Raw genomic sequence first — 17940 nt, 5'->3', positions numbered from 1 at the left:
TCTGCCGCGCGCGGCACTTTGTCGTGCCTTTGTGCCGATGCGATCAGGGATATAGTGCCGGAATGCGTGACGTAGAAGGCCGTTCACGCTAAGTTTGGCTCGCCGGCCAGCTTATCTTTGCAGATCCGGACCCCGGCGAGCGATTCGACGACGAGGCTGCCTGGCAGCCGAGATTAAGGAGCTAGACCCGAATGCCCATGGACGCCCACGATATCGAGGCGATGATCAAGGCAGCGATCCCCGATGCCGAGGTGACCATCCGTGACCTCGCCGGCGACGGCGATCACTATGCCGCGACCGTGATCTCGGAATCCTTCCGCGGCAAGTCCCGCGTCCAGCAGCACCAGATCGTCTATCAGTCCCTGCGCGGCCAGATGGGCGGCGTCCTGCATGCGCTGGCGCTGCAAACCGGCGTACCCGGCACCTGACCTGATAAGCGCGACGGGAGACGACGATGGCTGCCGAGAACTCGCGCGGCGCGATGTTTCGCGTCATCACGCCGAACCAGCCCAGCCGCGTCACCAATGCCGAGCTGTTCTTCGACCTCGTCTTCGTCTTCGCCGTCACGCAAATCTCGCACACGCTGCTGCACCATTTCACGCTGCTTGGCGCTGTGCATGTCACCGTGCTGTTTCTCGCGGTGTGGTGGGTATGGGTCTACACCGCCTGGGTCACCAACTGGCTCAATCCCGATCTGACGCCGGTCCGCATCCTGATCTTCCTGATGATGCTCGGCGGCCTCGTGCTGTCGACGACCATCCCGACCGCCTTCGAGGGGCGGGGCCTGTGGTTCGCGATCGCCTACGCGGCCATGCAGGTCGGACGCACAGCATTCTGGCTGCTCGCGACCCCGCGCCATCGCACGGCGGTGCGGCACAACGCGATCCGCATCCTGACATGGCTCTCGATCTCGGCGGTGTTGTGGATCGCGGGCGGTCTTTCCGAGGGAGAGACCCGGCTATGGCTGTGGATCGCAGCGGTCAGCTGGGAGTATGTCTCGCCCGCAGTCCGGTTCTGGGTCCCGAAGCTGGGTTTCTCGTCGGTCGAGGCCTGGGCGGTCGAAGGCAACCACATGGCCGAGCGCTGCGCCGGCTTCATCATCATCGCGCTGGGCGAGGCCGTCGTGGTCAACGGCGCGACCTTTGCCGAGCTGGAGTGGACGGCCGCGAATATTGCGGCTTTCGTCTCGTGCCTGGTCGGCAGCATCGCGATGTGGTGGGTCTATTTCCACAAGGGCGCCGAGGCCGGCTCCGAGCGGATCTCGAAATCCAGCGAATCCGGCCGGCTGGCACGGCTCGCCTACACCTATCTGCACATGCCGATCGTCGCCGGCATCATCCTGACCGCGGTCTCGGACGAACTGGTGCTGAAACACCCGACCGGTCATTCCGACATCCGCACCATCGTCAGCACGATCGGCGGTCCCATGGTGTTCCTGGTCGGCACCATCCTGTTCAAGCATTCGATCCGCGGCTTCCTCCAGCTCTCGCACGGCATCGGCATCATCGCGCTCGCGGTGCTGTGGTGGTTCGCAGCCGATCTGTCGCCGCTCTGGCTCTCGGCCGCGACCGGCGTGATCTTGATCGTGGTCGCGGCGTGGGAGTCGGTGTCGCTGGGATCGAAGGGCGAGGAGGCCGCTGAGCATTGAGCTCCCGGCGCGTCTACTCTGCAACTTCCAGCGCGTGCACCGAGAACATCTTCGCAGCGTCTGTCCAGCTTTCGCGGACCTTCCAGCCCGCGCCTTGCGCCAGCGCGGCGAAGCGGTCGATGCTGTATTTGTAGCTGTTCTCGGTATGGATGCTTTCTCCGGGGCGGAACGAGAAGCTGGTGCCGAGCAGGCGCACGGTCTGGCTCTTCCTGCTGATCAGGTGCATCTCGATGCGGTGCCGCTCGCGATTGTAGATCGCGCGATGTGTGAAGGCGGACAGGTCGAAATTGCCGCCGAGCTCGCGGTTGATGCGCACCAGCACATTGAGGTTGAAGCGCGCGGTGACGCCGGCGGAATCATTGTAGGCGTCGTGCAGGACGCGCTCGTCCTTCTCGAGGTCGGCGCCGATGATCATCTGCGCACCCCGGCCCAGAATTGTACGGGCGCTCTTCAGGAAGGCCTGCGCTTCATGCGGCTCGAAATTGCCGATGGTCGAGCCGGGGAAGAAACCGACCTTGGGCATGGATGCGACCGCCTTCGGCAGCTCGAACGGCGTGGTGAAGTCGGCGGCGACCGGATAGATGCCGAGCGAGGGGAAATCCCGCTTCAGGCCGTTGGCCTGCGCCGCCAGGAAATCGCCGGAGATGTCGACGGGCACATAGGCGGCGAATTTGCAGTGGCTGAGCAGCAGGCGGACCTTCGTGGTCGCGCCGGCGCCGAACTCGACCAGCGCCGCATGCTCGGGGATGATCTTCGCGATCTCGCTGCCGCGCTCCTTCAGGATCGATAGCTCGGTGCGGGTCGGATAATATTCCGGCAGCTTTGTGATCGCCTCGAACAGCTCCGATCCGGCCGCGTCATAAAAGTATTTCGGCGACAGCTTTTTCGGCTGCTGCGAGAGGTCCTCGATGGCCTCGCGGGCGAAAGCGGTGGTCTGCTCGTCGGGAAGATGGGCTTCGGCCAAAGCGCTGGCGTGCACATTCATGATACTCTCCTGAACGCGCTGTCCGGCGCGCATCTATCGTCGGATTAAAGACTAGACGTAATCGGCGAGCCGCAGTCCGGTGAACTGCCAGCGATGGTGCGGATAGAAGAAGTTGCGATAGGTAATACGGCTGTGGTCCTCCGGAGTTGCAAGCGAGGAGCCGCGCAGAACCAATTGGTTGATCATGAACTTGCCGTTGTACTCGCCGAGCGCGCCTTCGAGGGCGCGATAGCCGGGGTAGGGTGAATAGGAGCTGCGGGTCCACTGCCAGACGATGCCGAAGGCGTGGTTGAGCTGCCCGGTGCGGGCCGCGACCTCCCATTCCATCTCGGTCGGGAGATGCTTGCCGGCCCAGCGCGCGAACGCATCCGCCTCGTAATAGCTGACATGGCAGACCGGTGCGTCGGGATCGACCGGCTTGAGACCGGCAAGCGTCATCACCTGCCATGCGCCGTCGACCTCGCGCCAATGCCCCGGCGCCTGCCAGTCGTCCTTGCTGGCGGCGGCAAAGCCGTCCATCAGCCACAATGTTGCTTTCGCGTAGCCGCCGTCGCGCATGAAGGCGAGCCATTCGCCATTGGTGACGAGATTGCGGGCGACCTTGACAGGGCCGACGAGGGCGCGATGGGCAGGCTTCTCGTTGTCGAAATGAAAGCTGTCGTCGACATGGCCGACGGTGTGGATGCCTTCGTTGAGCTTCAGCCAGTCGTCGCCGGCGCGCGTCGCCAACGGGAAGCGCCAGTTCGGGTCGTAGGCCGGATAGACCGGATTCTGCGCGAAGGCGTGCAGGATGTCGGTGAACATCAGCTCCTGATGCTGCTGCTCGTGGTTGAGCCCGACCTCGACCAGCGGCGCCAGGGCTGCGAGCTTGTCATCGCTCGCTTCGCGGAAGAATTTGACGACGGCGGCATCGACATATCTGCGATAGGCGCCGACCTCGTCTGCGCTCGGACGGGTGATATCGCCGCGATGGTTGCGGGCATGACGCGGGCCGGCGCTGACATAATAGGAATTGAACAGGAACGCGAAATCGGGGTGAAAGGGCCGGTATCCGGGGGCGTGCTCGCCGAGCAAGAACTGCTCCCAGAACCAGGTGGTATGGGCCCGATGCCATTTCGCGGGGCTCGCATCGGGCATGGACTGGATCTGCTGGTCTTCGGGCGACAGCGGCGCAGCCCGGCGTTCGGTCTCGTTGCGAACCGCGAGAAACGCCGCTTCCAGCCGCTGGGCGAGGCTGTCCTCCTCGGAGGATGGTGACGAAAGCGCGGGGGCGGCCGTGGCGGAGGCTGGTTTCGTCACGTTTTTCTCCAGACAGGACAAGAGAACGTTGTTGGCGTTGCCCGGTTCCAAAACCAAGGTTCGTCCTAGATAGGGGCTCCGTTACGGTATGAAAGTCCTCCCCCGTGATGATATTCGTGGCATCATGCAATGGCCCGGCGCTGTCGGGGGCGGCCGTCCAAGGCCGGAAGAAGCCCGGGACAGAGACCGTTCGCCGCCATTTTACTTTGGATGCACAACGGTTTGGGCTACATATATAGGCAGGTATCGGGTTAGATCGGCTGAGCCGGCCCGAAGCAATTGGTGAGGGCTCTGCCCCAGAAGGACACGGATATGAGCATCGCGGAATTCATCGACAATGAAGTGAAGTCGAACGACGTGGTTCTGTTCATGAAGGGTACGCCGCAATTTCCGCAGTGCGGTTTCTCCGGCCAGGTCGTTCAGATTCTCGACCATATCGGTGTCGGCTATAAGGGCCTCAACGTCCTCGAATCCGCCGAGCTGCGCAACGGCATCAAGGAATATTCGAACTGGCCGACCATCCCGCAGCTCTATGTGAAGGGCGAGTTCGTCGGCGGCTGTGACATCGTCCGCGAGATGTTCCAGGCCGGCGAATTGCAGCAGCTCTTCTCCGAGAAGGGCGTCGTCGTCGCGGCCTAAGGGCGTGACTACGCTGTCGCGCCGGATTGGTGGCGCGGAGCTCGAAATCGTCGTTGCCGACATCACGACACTGAGCGTTGACGCCGTCGTCAACGCGGCCAACACGTCGCTCCTTGGCGGGGGCGGCGTGGATGGCGCGATCCATCGCGCGGCCGGGCCGGATCTGGTTGCCGAATGCCGTATGCTCCACGGCTGCAAAACGGGCGACGCCAAGATCACCAAGGGCTACCGGCTCAAAGCCGCCCATGTGATTCATACGGTCGGTCCGGTCTGGAACGGCGGGACCCACGGCGAGGACGACCTGCTTGCCTCTTGCTATCGTCGGTCAATGGAGCTGTGCGGCAAGCACAAGCTGACCTCGGTGGCTTTGCCCGCGATTTCGACCGGCATTTATCGCTTTCCGGCCGACCGGGCAGCCGATATCGCCGTGCGCACGACCATCGAAGGACTCGCTGCGGCGCCGTCCATCACTCGCGTGGTGTTCTGCTGCTTCGCTGAGCCGAGCGCCAAGCTCCACGCCGAAGCGCTTGCGCGACACGGCGGCTCTTGTGCCTGATGATGCGGTCGGTACACTCCGCGCGGCCGTGTTCCGGGGAGGGGATATGATTTTTCAATTTGGACTGCGCTCATTTGCTTACGGCGCATTGCTGTCGCTCGGCGTGCTATCGCTGGCGCGTGCGGAAGGCACCTACGAAATTCCAGCCGGCGCGCATTTCAACCAGGACAAGCTCTTGAGGATCAGTGAGTTCTTCAAGAACGAGGTCGCGACCGGCAAGATCGCCGGCGCAACCGTGCTGATCCAGCAGCACGGCAAGCCGGTCTACCACGAAGCCTTCGGCGTGCAGGACGTCGCCAGCAAGGCGCCGATCACGGACAAGACCATCTTCCGCCTGTTCTCGATGAGCAAGGCAATCACGTCCGTCGTCGCGGTGCAGTTGATCGAGGACGGCAAGCTCAAGCTCGACGATCCGCTCTCGAAATACATTCCGTCCTTCGCGAATGTGAAAGTCGGCGTCGAGAAGAAGGCCGAGGACGGCACCAAGTCGCTCGAGCTCGTGCCCCCCACGCGGCCGATCACCGTGCTCGATCTGATGCGTCACACCTCCGGCATCACCTATGGCTTCTATGGCGACAGCCTGGTGCGCAAGGCCTATCGCGACGCCAACATCTATGCCGGCGATTTCGACCTTGCCGAGTTCGCCGAGCGCATCGCAAAACTGCCGTTGCACAACCAGCCGGGTGCGCTGTGGCAGTACGGCCATTCCACCGATGTCCTGGCGCGCGTGATGGAGATTGCGGCGGGCAAGCCGCTGATCGACATCATGCAGGAGAAGCTGCTTATCCCGCTCGGCATGGTCGATACCGGCTTCTTCGTCACCGACCCCGAGAAGCAGAAGCTCTTGGCGCAGCCGGTGCCGAATGACGCCGATTTCCGCGTCGGCCGCATCAACGATCCGACCGTCGTCAAGAAGATCATGTTCGCCAGCGGCGGCATGGTCACGACCATGGCGGACTACAAGCGCTTTGCGCAGATGCTGCTCAATGGCGGCAGTCTCGACGGCAAGACCATCCTCAAGCCCGAGACGTTCAAGCTGATGACGACCGATCAGGTCGGCCCGGGCTCCGGCGTCGATCGCGACTATTTCTACTTCCCCGGCGACGGTTTCGGCTTCGGCCTCGGACTTGCGGTCCGCACCGACCCCGGCAATGCAAAGCCGCCGCCGCCCGGCGATCTCGGCGAATTGAAATGGGACGGCGCCTCCGGCTGCTATTTCGTGATCGATCCCAAGCAGGACATGTTCTTCGTCCTCTTGGAGCAGACCCCGACCGAGCGCCAGCGCGTGCAGCGGACGCTGAAGCTGCTGGTCTACGAAGCCATGGAGAACTGACATGAGTGGGCGCCGTGCGCTGCTCGCGGCGCTCTTTTTTCTGTCCAGCGCAATCGGCGTGCAGGCGGGCGCAGAAGGGCGTGCCGCGCGCAGCTTCTCGCCTGAAGGTCTCGCAAAGGTCTCCGACTACATCCGGAAGGAGATCGTCGCCGGAACGTTCCCGGGCGCGATCCTGTTGCTGCAGCAGCACGGCAAGCCGGTCTATTACGAGAATTTCGGCGTTCGCGACGTCGCGACCGAGCTCTCGATGAGCGCGGACACGATCTTTCGCCTCTACTCGATGTCGAAGCCGGTCACGACAGTCATGGCGATGATGCTGGTCGAGGAGGGCAAGCTCTCGCTCGACGATCCTGTCGCAAAGTACATTCCGGCCTTTGGCGCGATGAGGGTCGGTGTCGAGAAGAAGGCCGAGGACGACAAGGTTTCGCTGGAGCTCGAGCCGCTCGATCGTCCCGTGACGATCAAGGATCTGATGCGGCACACCGCCGGGCTTCCTTACGGCTATTACGGCGGGGGCCCGGTGAACAAGCTCTATGCCGACGCCGGTCTCTTCGACAACAAGGCTTTGACCAACGCCGAGCTCGTCGCGAAGATCACCACGCTGCCGCTCGCCGAGCAGCCCGGCACGATCTGGGACTACGGTCTCTCCACCGACGTGCTCGGGCGCATCATCGAGGTGATCTCGGGGAAATCGCTGTTCCAGTTCGAGAAGGAGCGGCTGCTTGATCCGCTTGGGATGACGGACACTGCCTATTATGTCGCCGATCCGGCCAAGTGGCTGCGCATCGCCGAGCCGATGCCTGGGGATCGTGCGATCAGCCCGATGACGCAGGTTCGCGATCCCCGCCAACCGCTGAAATGGGAGTCCGGCGGCGGCGGCCTGGTCGGGACGGTCGGCGACTACGCGCGCTTCTCGCAGATGCTGCTGAACGGCGGCACCTTTGAAGGCCGGCGCTATCTCAAACCCGAGACCATCGCGCTGATGGCCAGGGATCATATTGGACCGGAAACGAAGATCGCGCGCGACAAGAACTATTATCCGGGCAGCAGCTCCGGCTTTGGGCTCGGCTTCGCGGTGCGCACGTCGGTGCCATCAGGCACCTCGTGGCCGCTGGGCGAATACCGCTGGGATGGCGTTGGCGGCACGTTCTTCTTCATCGATCCCGAGGACGATCTGTTCGGGATCTTCATGGTGCAGACCCCATCGCAACGCGGCCGGATTCAGCTCGCGCTGAAGACGCTGATCTATCAGGCGATGGGGCGGTAGCGTTCTCGCCGTTTTCGTAGCTGGGATGGCGCGTAGCGCAATCCGGGATTCGCGCCGACGAAAGACTGTCCCGGATTTCGCGGCGCTCCATCGGGGCTACGGACCTTACGCCCCGCGCACGATCTCGCGCACGTAGCCGATGGTCTCCTCGACCTGGGCCGCATTGACGTCGAGATGGGTGCAGGCGCGGATGCGGCCGTCCATCATCGCCAGCGTCACGCCGCGCTGGCGGAGCGCTGCGACCATCTTGTCGCCGGCAATGCCGGCGGCGTCGGGCTTGAAGAACACCAGATTGGTCTCGGGCTCCTGCACCTCGATGCCTGAGATCTGCGACAGGCCGCGGGCGAGCGCGCGTGCATTGGCGTGGTCGTCGGCAAGCCGCTCGACGTGATGATCGAGTGCGTAGATGCAGGCGGCGGCGCAGATTCCAGCCTGCCGCATCGAGCCGCCGAGGCGCTGCTTCCACTGCCAGACCGCGTCGATGAATTCGCGGGAGCCCGCGAGCACGCCGCCGATCGGCGCGCCCAGGCCCTTGGAGAAATCGATCCAGGCCGAATCCCAGCCCGCGGTCATGTCGCGCGGAGAGATGCCGCTGGCGACGGTGGCGTTGAGCAGGCGCGCGCCGTCCATGTGGGTGATGAGGCCGTGCTGCCTGGCGATCGCCACGATCTCGTCGAGGGCTGCCTTCTTCCAGATCGTGCCGCCGCCGATATTGGCGGTCTGCTCGACGCTGACGACGGTCTGCGGCGGCTGGTAGCGGGTGCGCGGATGCAGCGCTTTCCGGAACGTCTCCGGCGTGAACTGGCCGTCCGGGCCCTTGAGCTGCGTCACCTGGAAGCCGCCGATCGCGGCATGCGCGCCGCCTTCGCGGGCGATGATGTGCGCGGTCTCATGCGCCAGGATCTCGTCGCCGGGACGGCAATGCACCAGCGTCGCGGTGACGTTGCACATCGTGCCCGAGGGCATGTAGACCGCGGCCTCCTTGCCGAGCAGATCGGCCACGCGCTCGCACAGCGCATTCACGGTCGGATCGTCGCCGACCTGCTCGTCACCGACCTCGGCCCGCGCCATCGCCTCGCGCATTCCCGCCGTCGGCCTGGTCTGGGTGTCCGACAGCAGATTGATGCGTACCGGCGGCGCTTTGGGATCGATGGGGGGAGGGGTGTAGAGCATGCGACGGCTCCTAGAGCATTGCGGCCACTGAAGTGTGGCTCTTAAGCAAAAAGGCCCCGGCGAACCGGGGCCTTTCGATATTCAGATCTTAGCGCGAATAGAATTCGACGACCAGATGGGGCTCCATCTGCACCGGGAACGGCACGTCGGAGAGGCCGGGGATGCGCGTGTACTTCGCGGTCATCTTGCCGTGGTCGACTTCGAGATAGTCGGGAGTGTCGCGCTCCGGGAGCTGGCTGGCTTCGAGCACGTGGGCGAGCTGCTTGGAGGCTTCCTTGACCTCGATCACGTCGCCGACCTTGAGCTGGTAGCTCGAGATGTTGACCTTGCGGCCGTTCACCTTGATGTGGCCGTGGTTGATGAACTGGCGGGCGGCGAAGATCGTCGAGACGAACTTCGCGCGGTACACGACCGCGTCGAGTCGACGCTCGAGGAGGCCGATCAGGTTCTCGCCGGTGTCACCCTTGAGGCGGCTCGCCTCGACATAGATGCCGTGGAACTGGCGCTCGGAGATGTTGGCGTAGTAGCCCTTGAGCTTCTGCTTGGCGCGCAGCTGCACGCCGAAGTCGGAGAGCTTGCCCTTGCGGCGCTGGCCGTGCTGGCCGGGACCGTATTCACGACGGTTCACGGGGCTCTTCGGGCGGCCCCAGATGTTCTGGCCCATACGGCGATCGATCTTGTACTTCGCCTCACTGCGCTTAGTCATCGCGTCCTCTTCGGTTGCATGGTTTGAGGAAACGCGCCCTCCTGTGTGACGGGCCAGGCCCGGCACCGACAGGTCCGATCCCCAAAGCTGGAGGGAGCCGACCACGGGTCGCGAAACGCTTCGCGGGCCGAAATCGGCCCGCGAGCAGGCGGCTTTTAGGGGAGTTCGGGGTTCGCTGTCAATGAGAATGGGCCCGGAATCAAGTCCTGACCGCCCGGATCGGCTTTGGCCCGGCCGCCCGTAATTCGGCGGCGATTTCAGCGTTCAGGACATGTTCCAGCCGTGTCAGAACCCGGGCGATGGGGGCCGCGTCGGTAACCCGGTGATCCCAGCGGATCACGACATGGATGGTCTGGTCGGGCTCGACCACCCCATAGCTGACGATAAAGGGGCCCGGTGTGACGGGATGCAGCTCGCCGCCGCCATAGGCGGCCACCGAGCTGACCGCGAAGCTGCCGAACCAGTTGCCGCGCTGCCGGCCGAAATTGAGCCCCACGGCCCAGGCCAGGCGCCGAAGCGGCAGCGGCAGGCGGGTGGCCCGCATGATCTTGCCGAACATCGGGACGTCTGCGATCGGTGCCGTTTTGGCGCGCCGGATCTCGGCGTCGATCCGGGCCAGCGGCAGGGTGTCGGGGGCTGAGATTCGCTGCGGCAACACGCATTCCTCGCCATCCTCGACCCGGGCAATGGCCACCAGCGCCACGCTCCTCGGCAGCTCATAGAGCGTTGGCCAGGGCCATTTGGCGTAGACGGTGCGCAGCACCGGCTCGTCCCGGGCCACCAGGGCGAAAGCCTTGACGAACATCGCCGCCCAGCCGGCGGGCGCGAGCGCGCCGGCACGGGCCTCCAGCAGGGAACGGATATCGAGCGAACGGGAGAGCGAAACGAATGGCACGTCCATCGAGGCGCGCATGAGGTCGCAAATCAGGCGACGCGGCAGCGAAATGGTCTTGGGTGTCCCGCGCATCGCTCTTTCGGTTCCCGCGGATGAAAATATGGGCAGCGAGCGGGGTCCAGCTCGCTGCCCGCTTTAGCACGAACCAACGCCTTTAGGATCGGTCGGTTCGCCGCAATCAGGGCGCCGGCGAGGCCAGCGGCTTGGTCTTGTCGACGACGTAAACCCCGAGCACTTTCATGGCCTTGTCGCCATGAGCCTTGGCGTCGTGCACGACGCCGGCGGGGATCTGGTAGGAATCACCGGCTTTCAGAGTTTTGTCCGGCTGGCCGTCGATCAGGAGACTGAGCTCGCCCTCCAGCACATAGCCGGTCTCAATTCCGGGGTGCGTGTGGCGTCCGGCCGAGCCGCCCGCCGGGACTTCTGCGATCGCGGTGATGGTGTTGTAGCCGTCCGGGAATTCGAACTTCTGGAGCGGGGTGCGCTTAATGCCGGGCTGCTGGGCGAAGGCCGCAAAGGCCAAGCCTACGAAGGACAGAGCGAGCAAAGTCTTTTTGAGCATGGTTTTTCCTCCCTTGAGCCGCCGACCCTAGCAGCCCGGCGGTTCCCGGCAAGGTGGCGATCGGCTTGCTCAGCGCCTGATCCCGTCGAACGAGGCCATGATGCCGCGCTGGAACAGCGACCAGTCGAAGCCGAGCGCGATCGCGCGGTAGCCGCGGTCGATCAGCGCGTTGGCCTGGTCGGCGGTGCGGGCGACGCCGCCGATCGGCACGCCACTTCTGAGGATGCCGGCCTCTGCTCGCGCGATCAGCGCCAGCAAGTCCGGATCGTCCATCTGGCCGCGCTTGTTGATAGAGGTGGCGAGATCGCCGGGGCCGATCACCGCGACGTCGATGCCGGGTGTCGCCATGATCTCATCGATGCGGTTGACGGCCTCGACATGCTCGATGGTGACCATGCAGATCATCTCGTCGTCGGCAGAGGCCATGTAATCAGGCATCGACTGGCCCCAGCGGAAGGGCGCATGGAACGGTCCCCAGAGCCGGTCGCCGCGCGGCGGGTAGCGCACGCTGCGCACGGCCTTCTCGGCCTCGGCGCGATTGGTGATCATCGGGAAGTTGATGCCGAAGGCGCCGATGTCCATCGGCGCCTTGGCAAGCCACGGCTCGTTCGCCGCGATCCGCACCAGCGGCGTGCACGGCGTGCCCGTCGTCGCCGCGATCATCGCATGCGCTTCGGTGAGGCCGATCGGTCCGTGCTCGAGATCGACGATGATCCAGTCGAGTGAGCGCGCCATGATCTGCACCATCTGCACGCTCGGGATGGTCGCGATCGCGCCGAAGGCGGGGCGGCCCTCGCTCCACAATTGGCGAAGGCGATTGAGCGGCTTGGCGGGGACCGACATGTGATGACCTGCGCGGCAATGACGACGGCGGAGCCTAGCAGCGCGTCGCCGCGGCGCAAGATCAGGCCAGTGCGCGGCCGCCGAAGAACGGCGTCAGCGTGGCGGAAAGGCCATGCACGCGGTTCGAGGTGAAGATCATCTCTGCGCCGGCCTCCGCGATGCCACGGATCGGCGCGCCCAGCAGGTCCGAGACGCGGCGCGCGATCGCCGGTGCCGAGTCGATCCAGTCGACCGGCCAGGGCGCGAGCCTGGTCAACCGATCGAGCAACAGCGGATAATGCGTGCAGGCCAGGACCACGGTGTCGGTGCGGGTACTCGCATCCTCGGCATCGCCGACGAAGCAGGGCGCGAGTTCGGCGCGGATGGCGTCGTCACTGACGGACGTGCCACTCAGCTCGGCTTCAGCCAGCGAGGCGAGCTCGGGCGAGCCGACCAGCGTCACCTCGCAGCCTTGCGCGAAATCGCGGATCAGCGCCTTGGTGTATTCCCGCTTCACCGTGCCCTTGGTGCCGAGCACCGAGACGCGGCGGGTCTTCGACTGCGCGCAGGCCGGCTTGATCGCCGGCACCGTGCCGACGAAAGGCAGGGAATAGGCGGCGCGTAAGTGCGATAGGACCAGGGTGGATGCCGTGTTGCAGGCGATGACGATGAGGTCCGGATCGTGCGTGCCGATCAGCTCCCCCATCAGCGGCACGACGCGGGCGATGATCTCGTCCTCGCTGTGGTGGCCATATGGAAAGAAGGCGTCGTCGGCGACGTAGACGTAATGGACGTCCGGGCGCGCGGCCACGACCTCACGGAGTACCGTGAGCCCGCCAAGGCCGGAATCGAATACCAGGATCGTCGGGGAATTGGTCACGTCACTACCCTAGCCCGTCATGGTTACCATTCGGTTTTTGGGGCGATTTTGCGGCGGGGGGCTGGGTATCGCAGGTCGGAACGCCGGATTTCCAGCTTCATGCGATAGTCGCCATCGGGGTGCAGAAGCGGCAAGCGGGCATCCACGCGCAGGTTGACAGCTCACCCAAGCCGCGGAACAAGGCGGCGTCTCGCCGGCAGGCGATACCGCAGGGAAAGCAACATGCTCACAGTCCACCATCTCGGGAAATCGCAATCCGAACGCATTGTCTGGCTCTGCGAGGAGCTCGAAATTCCCTATGAGTTGAAGCGCTACACGCGTGATGCCATGACCATGCTGGCGCCGGCCGAGTACAAGGCGCTGCATCCTGCCGGCACGGCGCCGGTCATGATCGACGGCGAGCTGGTGCTCGCGGAATCCGGCGCCGTCGTCGACTACATCGTTGCAAAATACGGCAACGGCCGGCTCGTGCTCGGTCCCAACGATCCCGCCTTCGCGCAGTTTCTGTATTGGCTTCATTTCGCCAACGGCACCTTGCAGCCCGGCATGGGGCGGATGATGATCCTAAGCCGGCTCGATCTCGCCGCGGACGACCCGACCCTGCTCGCGATGAAGGGACGCCTCGACCGCGCCTACGATCTTCTCGACGCACGGCTTCGCGAGTCCGAATATTTGGCGGGCAGCGCCTTCACCACGGCCGACATCATGACGGTGTTCTCGCTCACCACGATGCGCTACTTCCAGCCCTACGATCTGTCGTGTTGTCCGAACGTGGTCAAATATCTCGGCCGCATTGGTGCGCGTCCCGCCTACCGGCGCGCGATGGAGAAGGGCGATCCGGGCATGGAGCTGTTGCTGCGCTGAGCGCGGATCAGGCGATTTTGTTCGTGGTTGCCGCGCGTGCGGTCGCCAGCTGATTCTGCAGGCGATCGATATTCTGCAGGAGGCGCTGGCTGGTCAGCACCAGGAAGTAATAGCCGAACTGCGGGTCCTGGAAGTAGATCTCGAGCAGCCGGTCATAGGTGATCGTCAGCACCTGTCCGTCCTCGATGCATTCGATCGTTCCGGTGCGGCGGTTGTCCGGCGTCAGGAAGCCGAGCTCGCCCATCAGCGCGCCCGGCAGGATCTCGACGTTGATCTCCTTGACCAGGAATTTGCCGGTGACGGTGAGCAGCATCTCCTTGGCCGGGTCGCCCAGCTTGAACAGCGTGTCGCCGCGGCGATATTTGCGCTCGGTCATGAACGGCTTGAGCCACTCGATCGACATGTCGCCCTCGGCCGCATGGCGGGCCTTCTTGACCAGCTTGAGCATCTGCCGCAAGCGAAGCGCGTTGATCGGAAGCAGCAGCAGATAAAGCAGGAACGTCGAGACATTGGCGGAGAGTGCGCCGAACACGGCGAAGAACGCGCAGCCGATCATGTTGGCCACCCGCAGGGGCACCATGGTCCGCATCAGCAGGGTGGCGACGAAGAAGCCGGCGCCGACCGCGGCGAACAGATTGGCGAACGTGATGTTGTGAACAAAGATCTCCAGCAGCCGGTTGAAGATCGCGTCGTAGGTGACGTTGTTCGGATCGAGACCCATCTGGACCAGGATCTTGGCGATCCTGAGGTTGTCCGTAGCCGCGTCGAGGATGCGGTCGAGGATCGAGGAAATGTCTGCACTGCCGGACGGCATGGTACTAACCCCGCGTAAGGCCTTCAGTCCTGCTCGGTCTTCGTATAGCCGAAATCGAATGACGACCGCTTGAATGAAGCCTTCGGCCGTCATGCCGCAAGAGGCAAATTTAGCCTGATCGGGCGTTTCGGCAATTGCCCGTTGGTTGCGCGTATGGCTGCGGCGCGCCCGTGATTCGGGGCGACCGGGGACGGGCCCTGGGCGTCGTGGACGGACCTGGGCGCCCCCGGGGAGGCGGGGCGACTTCCGCCTCAGGGCTTGGCGGCGGGCTGGATCACCTGCTGTTCGACGAGACCAAGGCGTCCCGGCAGCGACCCGGCGCGCAGCAACATGGCAACGCTGCTTGCTTCCTCCAGAGTGAAATTGCCCGAGATCTGGCCGGAGCCGCCGGTGATCGGCTCGCGGATCACCGGGGCGGAGAGCACCTTGCCGTCGAGCACGATGGCAAAGGGCTTTCCGATGTTCTCTTCCGTGATGTGGGCGAAACGCCGCGTGCCGCGGCCGTTGAAGCGGAACGTGGCGATCGGCTCGTTCGTGCTGCTCGCGAAACCCGGGCCCGCATAGCTGATGTCGTTGCCGTCGAGCGCGCTGTCCTTGGCAACAAGATAAGGGCGGTTGTCCTTGAAGCCGAGCAGGACTTCCGCGCTCGCGGGCGGTGTGCCGGATTGCGCCTGCTCCGCCGGCATAGAGAGATCGACCATGCGGAAGCTGACCTTGACCTTCGTGGCGAAGATCGCGGTGACACGCTCGGGCTCCATCATCCCCGGGACGAAGATGCGGATGCGGTCGGTGCCATCGGGCTGGGCGCTGGCGAGCTTGATGCCGGCGTCCTTGAGGCGCTGCTCGATCATGGCGATGGAATCTTCGACGAGGTCGTGCAGTGCAGCGGCGGATGCAGCGTCGGTCGGCTTGAGCCTGACCAGCCCGTCGCCGCCGTCGGTCACGGCGAGGGCGTGCGCAGGCAACCCCTCCGCAGCCGCCGCGAGCTTGCGTTTCAGTTCCTCGCGGCCTTTGGCGTCCGCAATCTTGACCTCGACGCCACCGTCGCGGATCACAAGGCCCGAGAAGGCGATCTTGCCCTCGCGCACGGTCTTGTAGACGTCGTCGCGGAGGTCCGTGAGGGCACTCTCGCGCAAGCCATCGGCGTCCACTTTGTAAACGATGCGCGAGCCGCCCAGCTTCTCCATCTTGTCGCCGATGAAGGCCGCGATCTTGGCGCGCATCTTCTCGAACTGGCCGTCCACGGCGAGCGCCGCGCGGGGCAGGGGGACCGTCGCGGCCATCGCGAGCGCGAGGATCAGCGGTGCAATGCGATTCCGCGGGGGCGTGGTCATGGTCACCTTGAGTCTTGCGGCAGGACGCTGGCGGGCGAAACTGGCGCCAGTTCTTGGTCCCCGGATCGGGCATGGAGGTTCAAATTACGTCCGCCCCCCGGGCCGTGTCGGCGCAGCCGCAGGCGATGGACGAACGCCAAATCATCCCTCATTGTGTTCCCGCTCGGCCGGCCATCGGTCGGGTCGCGCCAACCAAAATGTCAAAAGACAAGGGGGCGGGGAAATCCAAGGGAGGATGAAATTCATGGCGGGCATCCATGCGCTCGATCGGCTGATCGGCAATGACTATCCGGAGCTTTTGACCGACGATGAGGTCCGGGCCTTCGAGCAGGTTCCCTACGCGGACCGCGTCGCGGCCGAGAGCACTTATGACGCCATCAAGCTTGGTGCGGCGCGCAATCCCGATGGCGCGGCGATCCAGTTTCTGCAGAATGCCGATCCGTCCGACACACCGGTCGTGGTCAGTTACCGCGACTTCATCGCGCGCGTCACGCAAGCCGCCAACATGTTTCACGCGCTCGGCGCGGAGAAGGGCGATGTCATCAGCTTCATGCTGCCGCTGGTGCCTGATGCCTTCGTGACGCTGTTCGGTGCAGAGGCCGCCGGCATCGCCAATCCCGTCAATCCGCTGCTGGAGCCGCACCAGATCGTCGAGATCCTGGAAGCTGCGAACACCAAGATCCTGGTCGCGCTCGGGCCGATGCCCGGCACCGACATCTGGCAGAAAGTCGAGCAGATCCGCCCGCAGCTGAAGCACCTCAAGGCGATCGTGCAGGTGTTTGGCGGCGGCGATCCGGCCAAAAGCATCTACGCCTTCAATGACCTGATCAAGCAGCAGCCGTCGGATCGGCTTATCAGCGGGCGCAGGATTTCCAGTGCCGACATCGCCGCCTATTTCCACACCGGCGGCACCACCGGCACGCCGAAGCTGGTCCGGCACACCCATGCCAACCAAGTCTACCAGGCCTGGGCGCTCGGTCTGTTGCTGAAGTCGAAACCCGGCGCCAACATGCTGTTCGGCATGCCGCTGTTTCACGTCGGGGGATCGTTGACCCAGGTGCTGCTGACTCTGTCGACCGGCGGCTCGCTCGTCGTGCTGTCGCCGAGTGGCTGGCGCAATCCGAATTCGGTGAGGAACATCTGGGCCCTGGTCGAGCGCTACAAGCCCGAGGCGCTCTCGAGCGTGCCGACGGTGCTGGCGGCCGCGCTCGCGGTGCCGCCCGGCAATGCCGACATCTCCAGCCTGAAATATGCGGCCGGCGGCGGCTCGGCGATCCCCGTCGCCGTGGGCTCGGCGATCCAGGACAAGCTGAAGCTGCCCGTGGTCGAGGTCTACGGCATGACCGAGACCTCGAGCGTGCACACGCTGGCTTATCCGGGGCGGCCGATCCGGCTCGGCTCGGTCGGTCTTCCCATGCCTTACGCGCGCGTGCGCATCGTGCAGCTCGATGCCGACGGCCGCCTGATCCGCGACTGTGCGCCGGACGAGATCGGCGTCGTCATCATGGCCGGGCCCGGCGTGTTCGGCGGCTATCTCAACGACGAGCACAACAAGGGCGCCTTCGTCGACGAGGTCTGGGTCAATTCCGGCGATCTCGGCCGGCTCGATGCCGACGGCTATCTCTGGATCACCGGCCGCGCCAAGGATCTCGTGATCCGCGGCGGCCACAACATCGATCCGGCGCCGATCGAGGAGATCATGTTCCGCCATCCCGCCGTGGGTTTTGCCGCGGTGGTCGGCCAGCCCGACGCTTACGCGGGCGAACTGCCCGTGGGCTACGTGCAGCTGAAGCCGGGCGCCAGCGTCGCGCCGGGCGAATTGGAGACGTGGGTGCGCGAGCGTACGCCGGAGCGTGCCGCGGTTCCGGTGCAAGTCATCCCGATCGATCCGATGCCGGTGACGGGCGTTGGCAAGGTGTTCAAGCCGCAACTGCGATGGGATGCCGCTCAGCGCGTGTTCACCACGGTGCTGGCCCCGCTGGCCGAGCGGGGCATCGATTGCAAGGTGAAGGTCGGTGCGCATGGCAGCCACGGCTCGATCGCCACCGTGACGCTCGCGGGCTTGCCGGCGGACCAGCGCGAGGTCGTCGCCGGCGAGGTGCATACGCTGCTCGCCCCGTTCGTGATGCGGCACGAGGTGGTGCAGGTGTAGCTGAGGACGCG

The 17940-nt window shown here is 64.7% G+C and carries 18 protein-coding genes; 8 read left to right on the top strand and 10 right to left on the bottom strand.

Annotated features, from left to right (window positions below; translation table 11 throughout):
* Window positions 1-191: 191 nt before the first annotated feature.
* Both A5906_RS39125 and A5906_RS39120 read left to right on the top strand, forming a co-directional pair.
* Window positions 192-428: a BolA family protein gene (locus tag A5906_RS39125; RefSeq protein WP_011088461.1), complete on the top strand. Its 237-nt coding sequence runs from the start codon at window positions 192-194 to the stop codon at window positions 426-428.
* Window positions 429-454: 26 nt separating this feature from the next.
* Window positions 455-1648 carry a low temperature requirement protein A gene (locus tag A5906_RS39120; protein ID WP_080140392.1) on the top strand — a complete coding sequence of 398 codons (1194 nt, stop codon included), beginning with the start codon at window positions 455-457 and terminating at the stop codon, window positions 1646-1648.
* Between the two features lie 13 nt (window positions 1649-1661).
* On the opposite strand, the gene egtD is transcribed toward A5906_RS39120, so the two are convergent.
* Window positions 1662-2633: an L-histidine N(alpha)-methyltransferase gene (egtD, locus tag A5906_RS39115; RefSeq protein WP_080140430.1), complete on the bottom strand. Its 972-nt coding sequence runs from the start codon at window positions 2631-2633 to the stop codon at window positions 1662-1664.
* A 51-nt stretch (window positions 2634-2684) separates the two neighbouring features.
* Complete coding sequence (egtB, locus tag A5906_RS39110) at window positions 2685-3983, bottom strand: ergothioneine biosynthesis protein EgtB (protein ID WP_080140391.1); 1299 nt, start codon at window positions 3981-3983, stop codon at window positions 2685-2687.
* Window positions 3984-4244: 261 nt separating this feature from the next.
* Between egtB and grxD the strand changes: the two genes are divergently transcribed.
* Genes grxD through A5906_RS39090 form a run of 4 tightly spaced genes read left to right on the top strand, consistent with a single transcriptional unit; the run spans window position 4245 to window position 7727 of the window.
* Window positions 4245-4571, top strand: a complete 327-nt coding sequence (gene grxD / locus A5906_RS39105) for a Grx4 family monothiol glutaredoxin (RefSeq protein ID WP_080140390.1) — start codon at window positions 4245-4247, stop codon at window positions 4569-4571.
* A gap of 4 nt (window positions 4572-4575) precedes the next feature.
* On the top strand, window positions 4576-5127 hold the full coding sequence (locus A5906_RS39100) for an O-acetyl-ADP-ribose deacetylase (protein ID WP_080140389.1): 552 nt from the start codon (window positions 4576-4578) through the stop codon (window positions 5125-5127).
* A 46-nt stretch (window positions 5128-5173) separates the two neighbouring features.
* Window positions 5174-6460 (top strand): serine hydrolase domain-containing protein, encoded by a 1287-nt coding sequence (locus A5906_RS39095; protein WP_080140388.1) that lies wholly within the window; start codon window positions 5174-5176, stop codon window positions 6458-6460.
* A gap of 1 nt (window position 6461) precedes the next feature.
* Window positions 6462-7727, top strand: a complete 1266-nt coding sequence (locus A5906_RS39090) for a serine hydrolase domain-containing protein (RefSeq protein ID WP_080140387.1) — start codon at window positions 6462-6464, stop codon at window positions 7725-7727.
* Window positions 7728-7832: 105 nt separating this feature from the next.
* Here the strand turns inward: A5906_RS39090 and A5906_RS39085 are convergent, their stop codons facing one another.
* The 6 genes from A5906_RS39085 to murI form a co-directional block, all read right to left on the bottom strand.
* Complete coding sequence (locus A5906_RS39085; protein ID WP_080140386.1) at window positions 7833-8900, bottom strand: threonine aldolase family protein; 1068 nt, start codon at window positions 8898-8900, stop codon at window positions 7833-7835.
* 88 nt (window positions 8901-8988) lie between these two features.
* Entirely contained in the window at window positions 8989-9606 is a 618-nt protein-coding gene (gene rpsD / locus A5906_RS39080) for a 30S ribosomal protein S4 (protein WP_080140385.1), read from the bottom strand.
* A 199-nt stretch (window positions 9607-9805) separates the two neighbouring features.
* Window positions 9806-10573, bottom strand: coding sequence for an acyltransferase (locus A5906_RS39075; RefSeq protein ID WP_080140384.1), 768 nt, complete (start codon window positions 10571-10573; stop codon window positions 9806-9808).
* 106 nt (window positions 10574-10679) lie between these two features.
* The gene (locus tag A5906_RS39070) at window positions 10680-11063 is read right to left on the bottom strand and encodes a cupin domain-containing protein (protein WP_080140383.1); all 384 of its coding nucleotides are present in this window, start codon (window positions 11061-11063) and stop codon (window positions 10680-10682) included.
* 69 nt (window positions 11064-11132) lie between these two features.
* The gene (locus A5906_RS39065) at window positions 11133-11906 is read right to left on the bottom strand and encodes an HpcH/HpaI aldolase family protein (protein WP_080140382.1); all 774 of its coding nucleotides are present in this window, start codon (window positions 11904-11906) and stop codon (window positions 11133-11135) included.
* Window positions 11907-11967: 61 nt separating this feature from the next.
* Window positions 11968-12765 (bottom strand): glutamate racemase, encoded by a 798-nt coding sequence (gene murI / locus A5906_RS39060; protein ID WP_080140381.1) that lies wholly within the window; start codon window positions 12763-12765, stop codon window positions 11968-11970.
* Window positions 12766-12987: 222 nt separating this feature from the next.
* On the opposite strand from murI, the gene A5906_RS39055 reads away from it, so the two are divergent.
* Window positions 12988-13629: a glutathione S-transferase family protein gene (locus A5906_RS39055; protein ID WP_080140380.1), complete on the top strand. Its 642-nt coding sequence runs from the start codon at window positions 12988-12990 to the stop codon at window positions 13627-13629.
* A gap of 7 nt (window positions 13630-13636) precedes the next feature.
* On the opposite strand, the gene A5906_RS39050 is transcribed toward A5906_RS39055, so the two are convergent.
* Both A5906_RS39050 and A5906_RS39045 read right to left on the bottom strand, forming a co-directional pair.
* Window positions 13637-14443 (bottom strand): Crp/Fnr family transcriptional regulator, encoded by an 807-nt coding sequence (locus A5906_RS39050; protein WP_080140379.1) that lies wholly within the window; start codon window positions 14441-14443, stop codon window positions 13637-13639.
* 251 nt (window positions 14444-14694) lie between these two features.
* Window positions 14695-15777, bottom strand: a complete 1083-nt coding sequence (locus A5906_RS39045; RefSeq protein ID WP_080140429.1) for a SecDF P1 head subdomain-containing protein — start codon at window positions 15775-15777, stop codon at window positions 14695-14697.
* Between the two features lie 244 nt (window positions 15778-16021).
* Here A5906_RS39045 and A5906_RS39040 point away from each other — a divergent pair, with 244 nt between their 5' ends.
* Window positions 16022-17929, top strand: coding sequence for an acyl-CoA synthetase (locus A5906_RS39040; protein WP_080140428.1), 1908 nt, complete (start codon window positions 16022-16024; stop codon window positions 17927-17929).
* Window positions 17930-17940: the final 11 nt, after the last annotated feature.

Source organism: Bradyrhizobium sacchari (assembly GCF_002068095.1).
Lineage (GTDB): Bacteria > Pseudomonadota > Alphaproteobacteria > Rhizobiales > Xanthobacteraceae > Bradyrhizobium > Bradyrhizobium sacchari.
The sequence above is the reverse complement of the archived record's forward strand: the minus strand, read 5'-3'. Positions and strand labels throughout refer to the sequence as shown.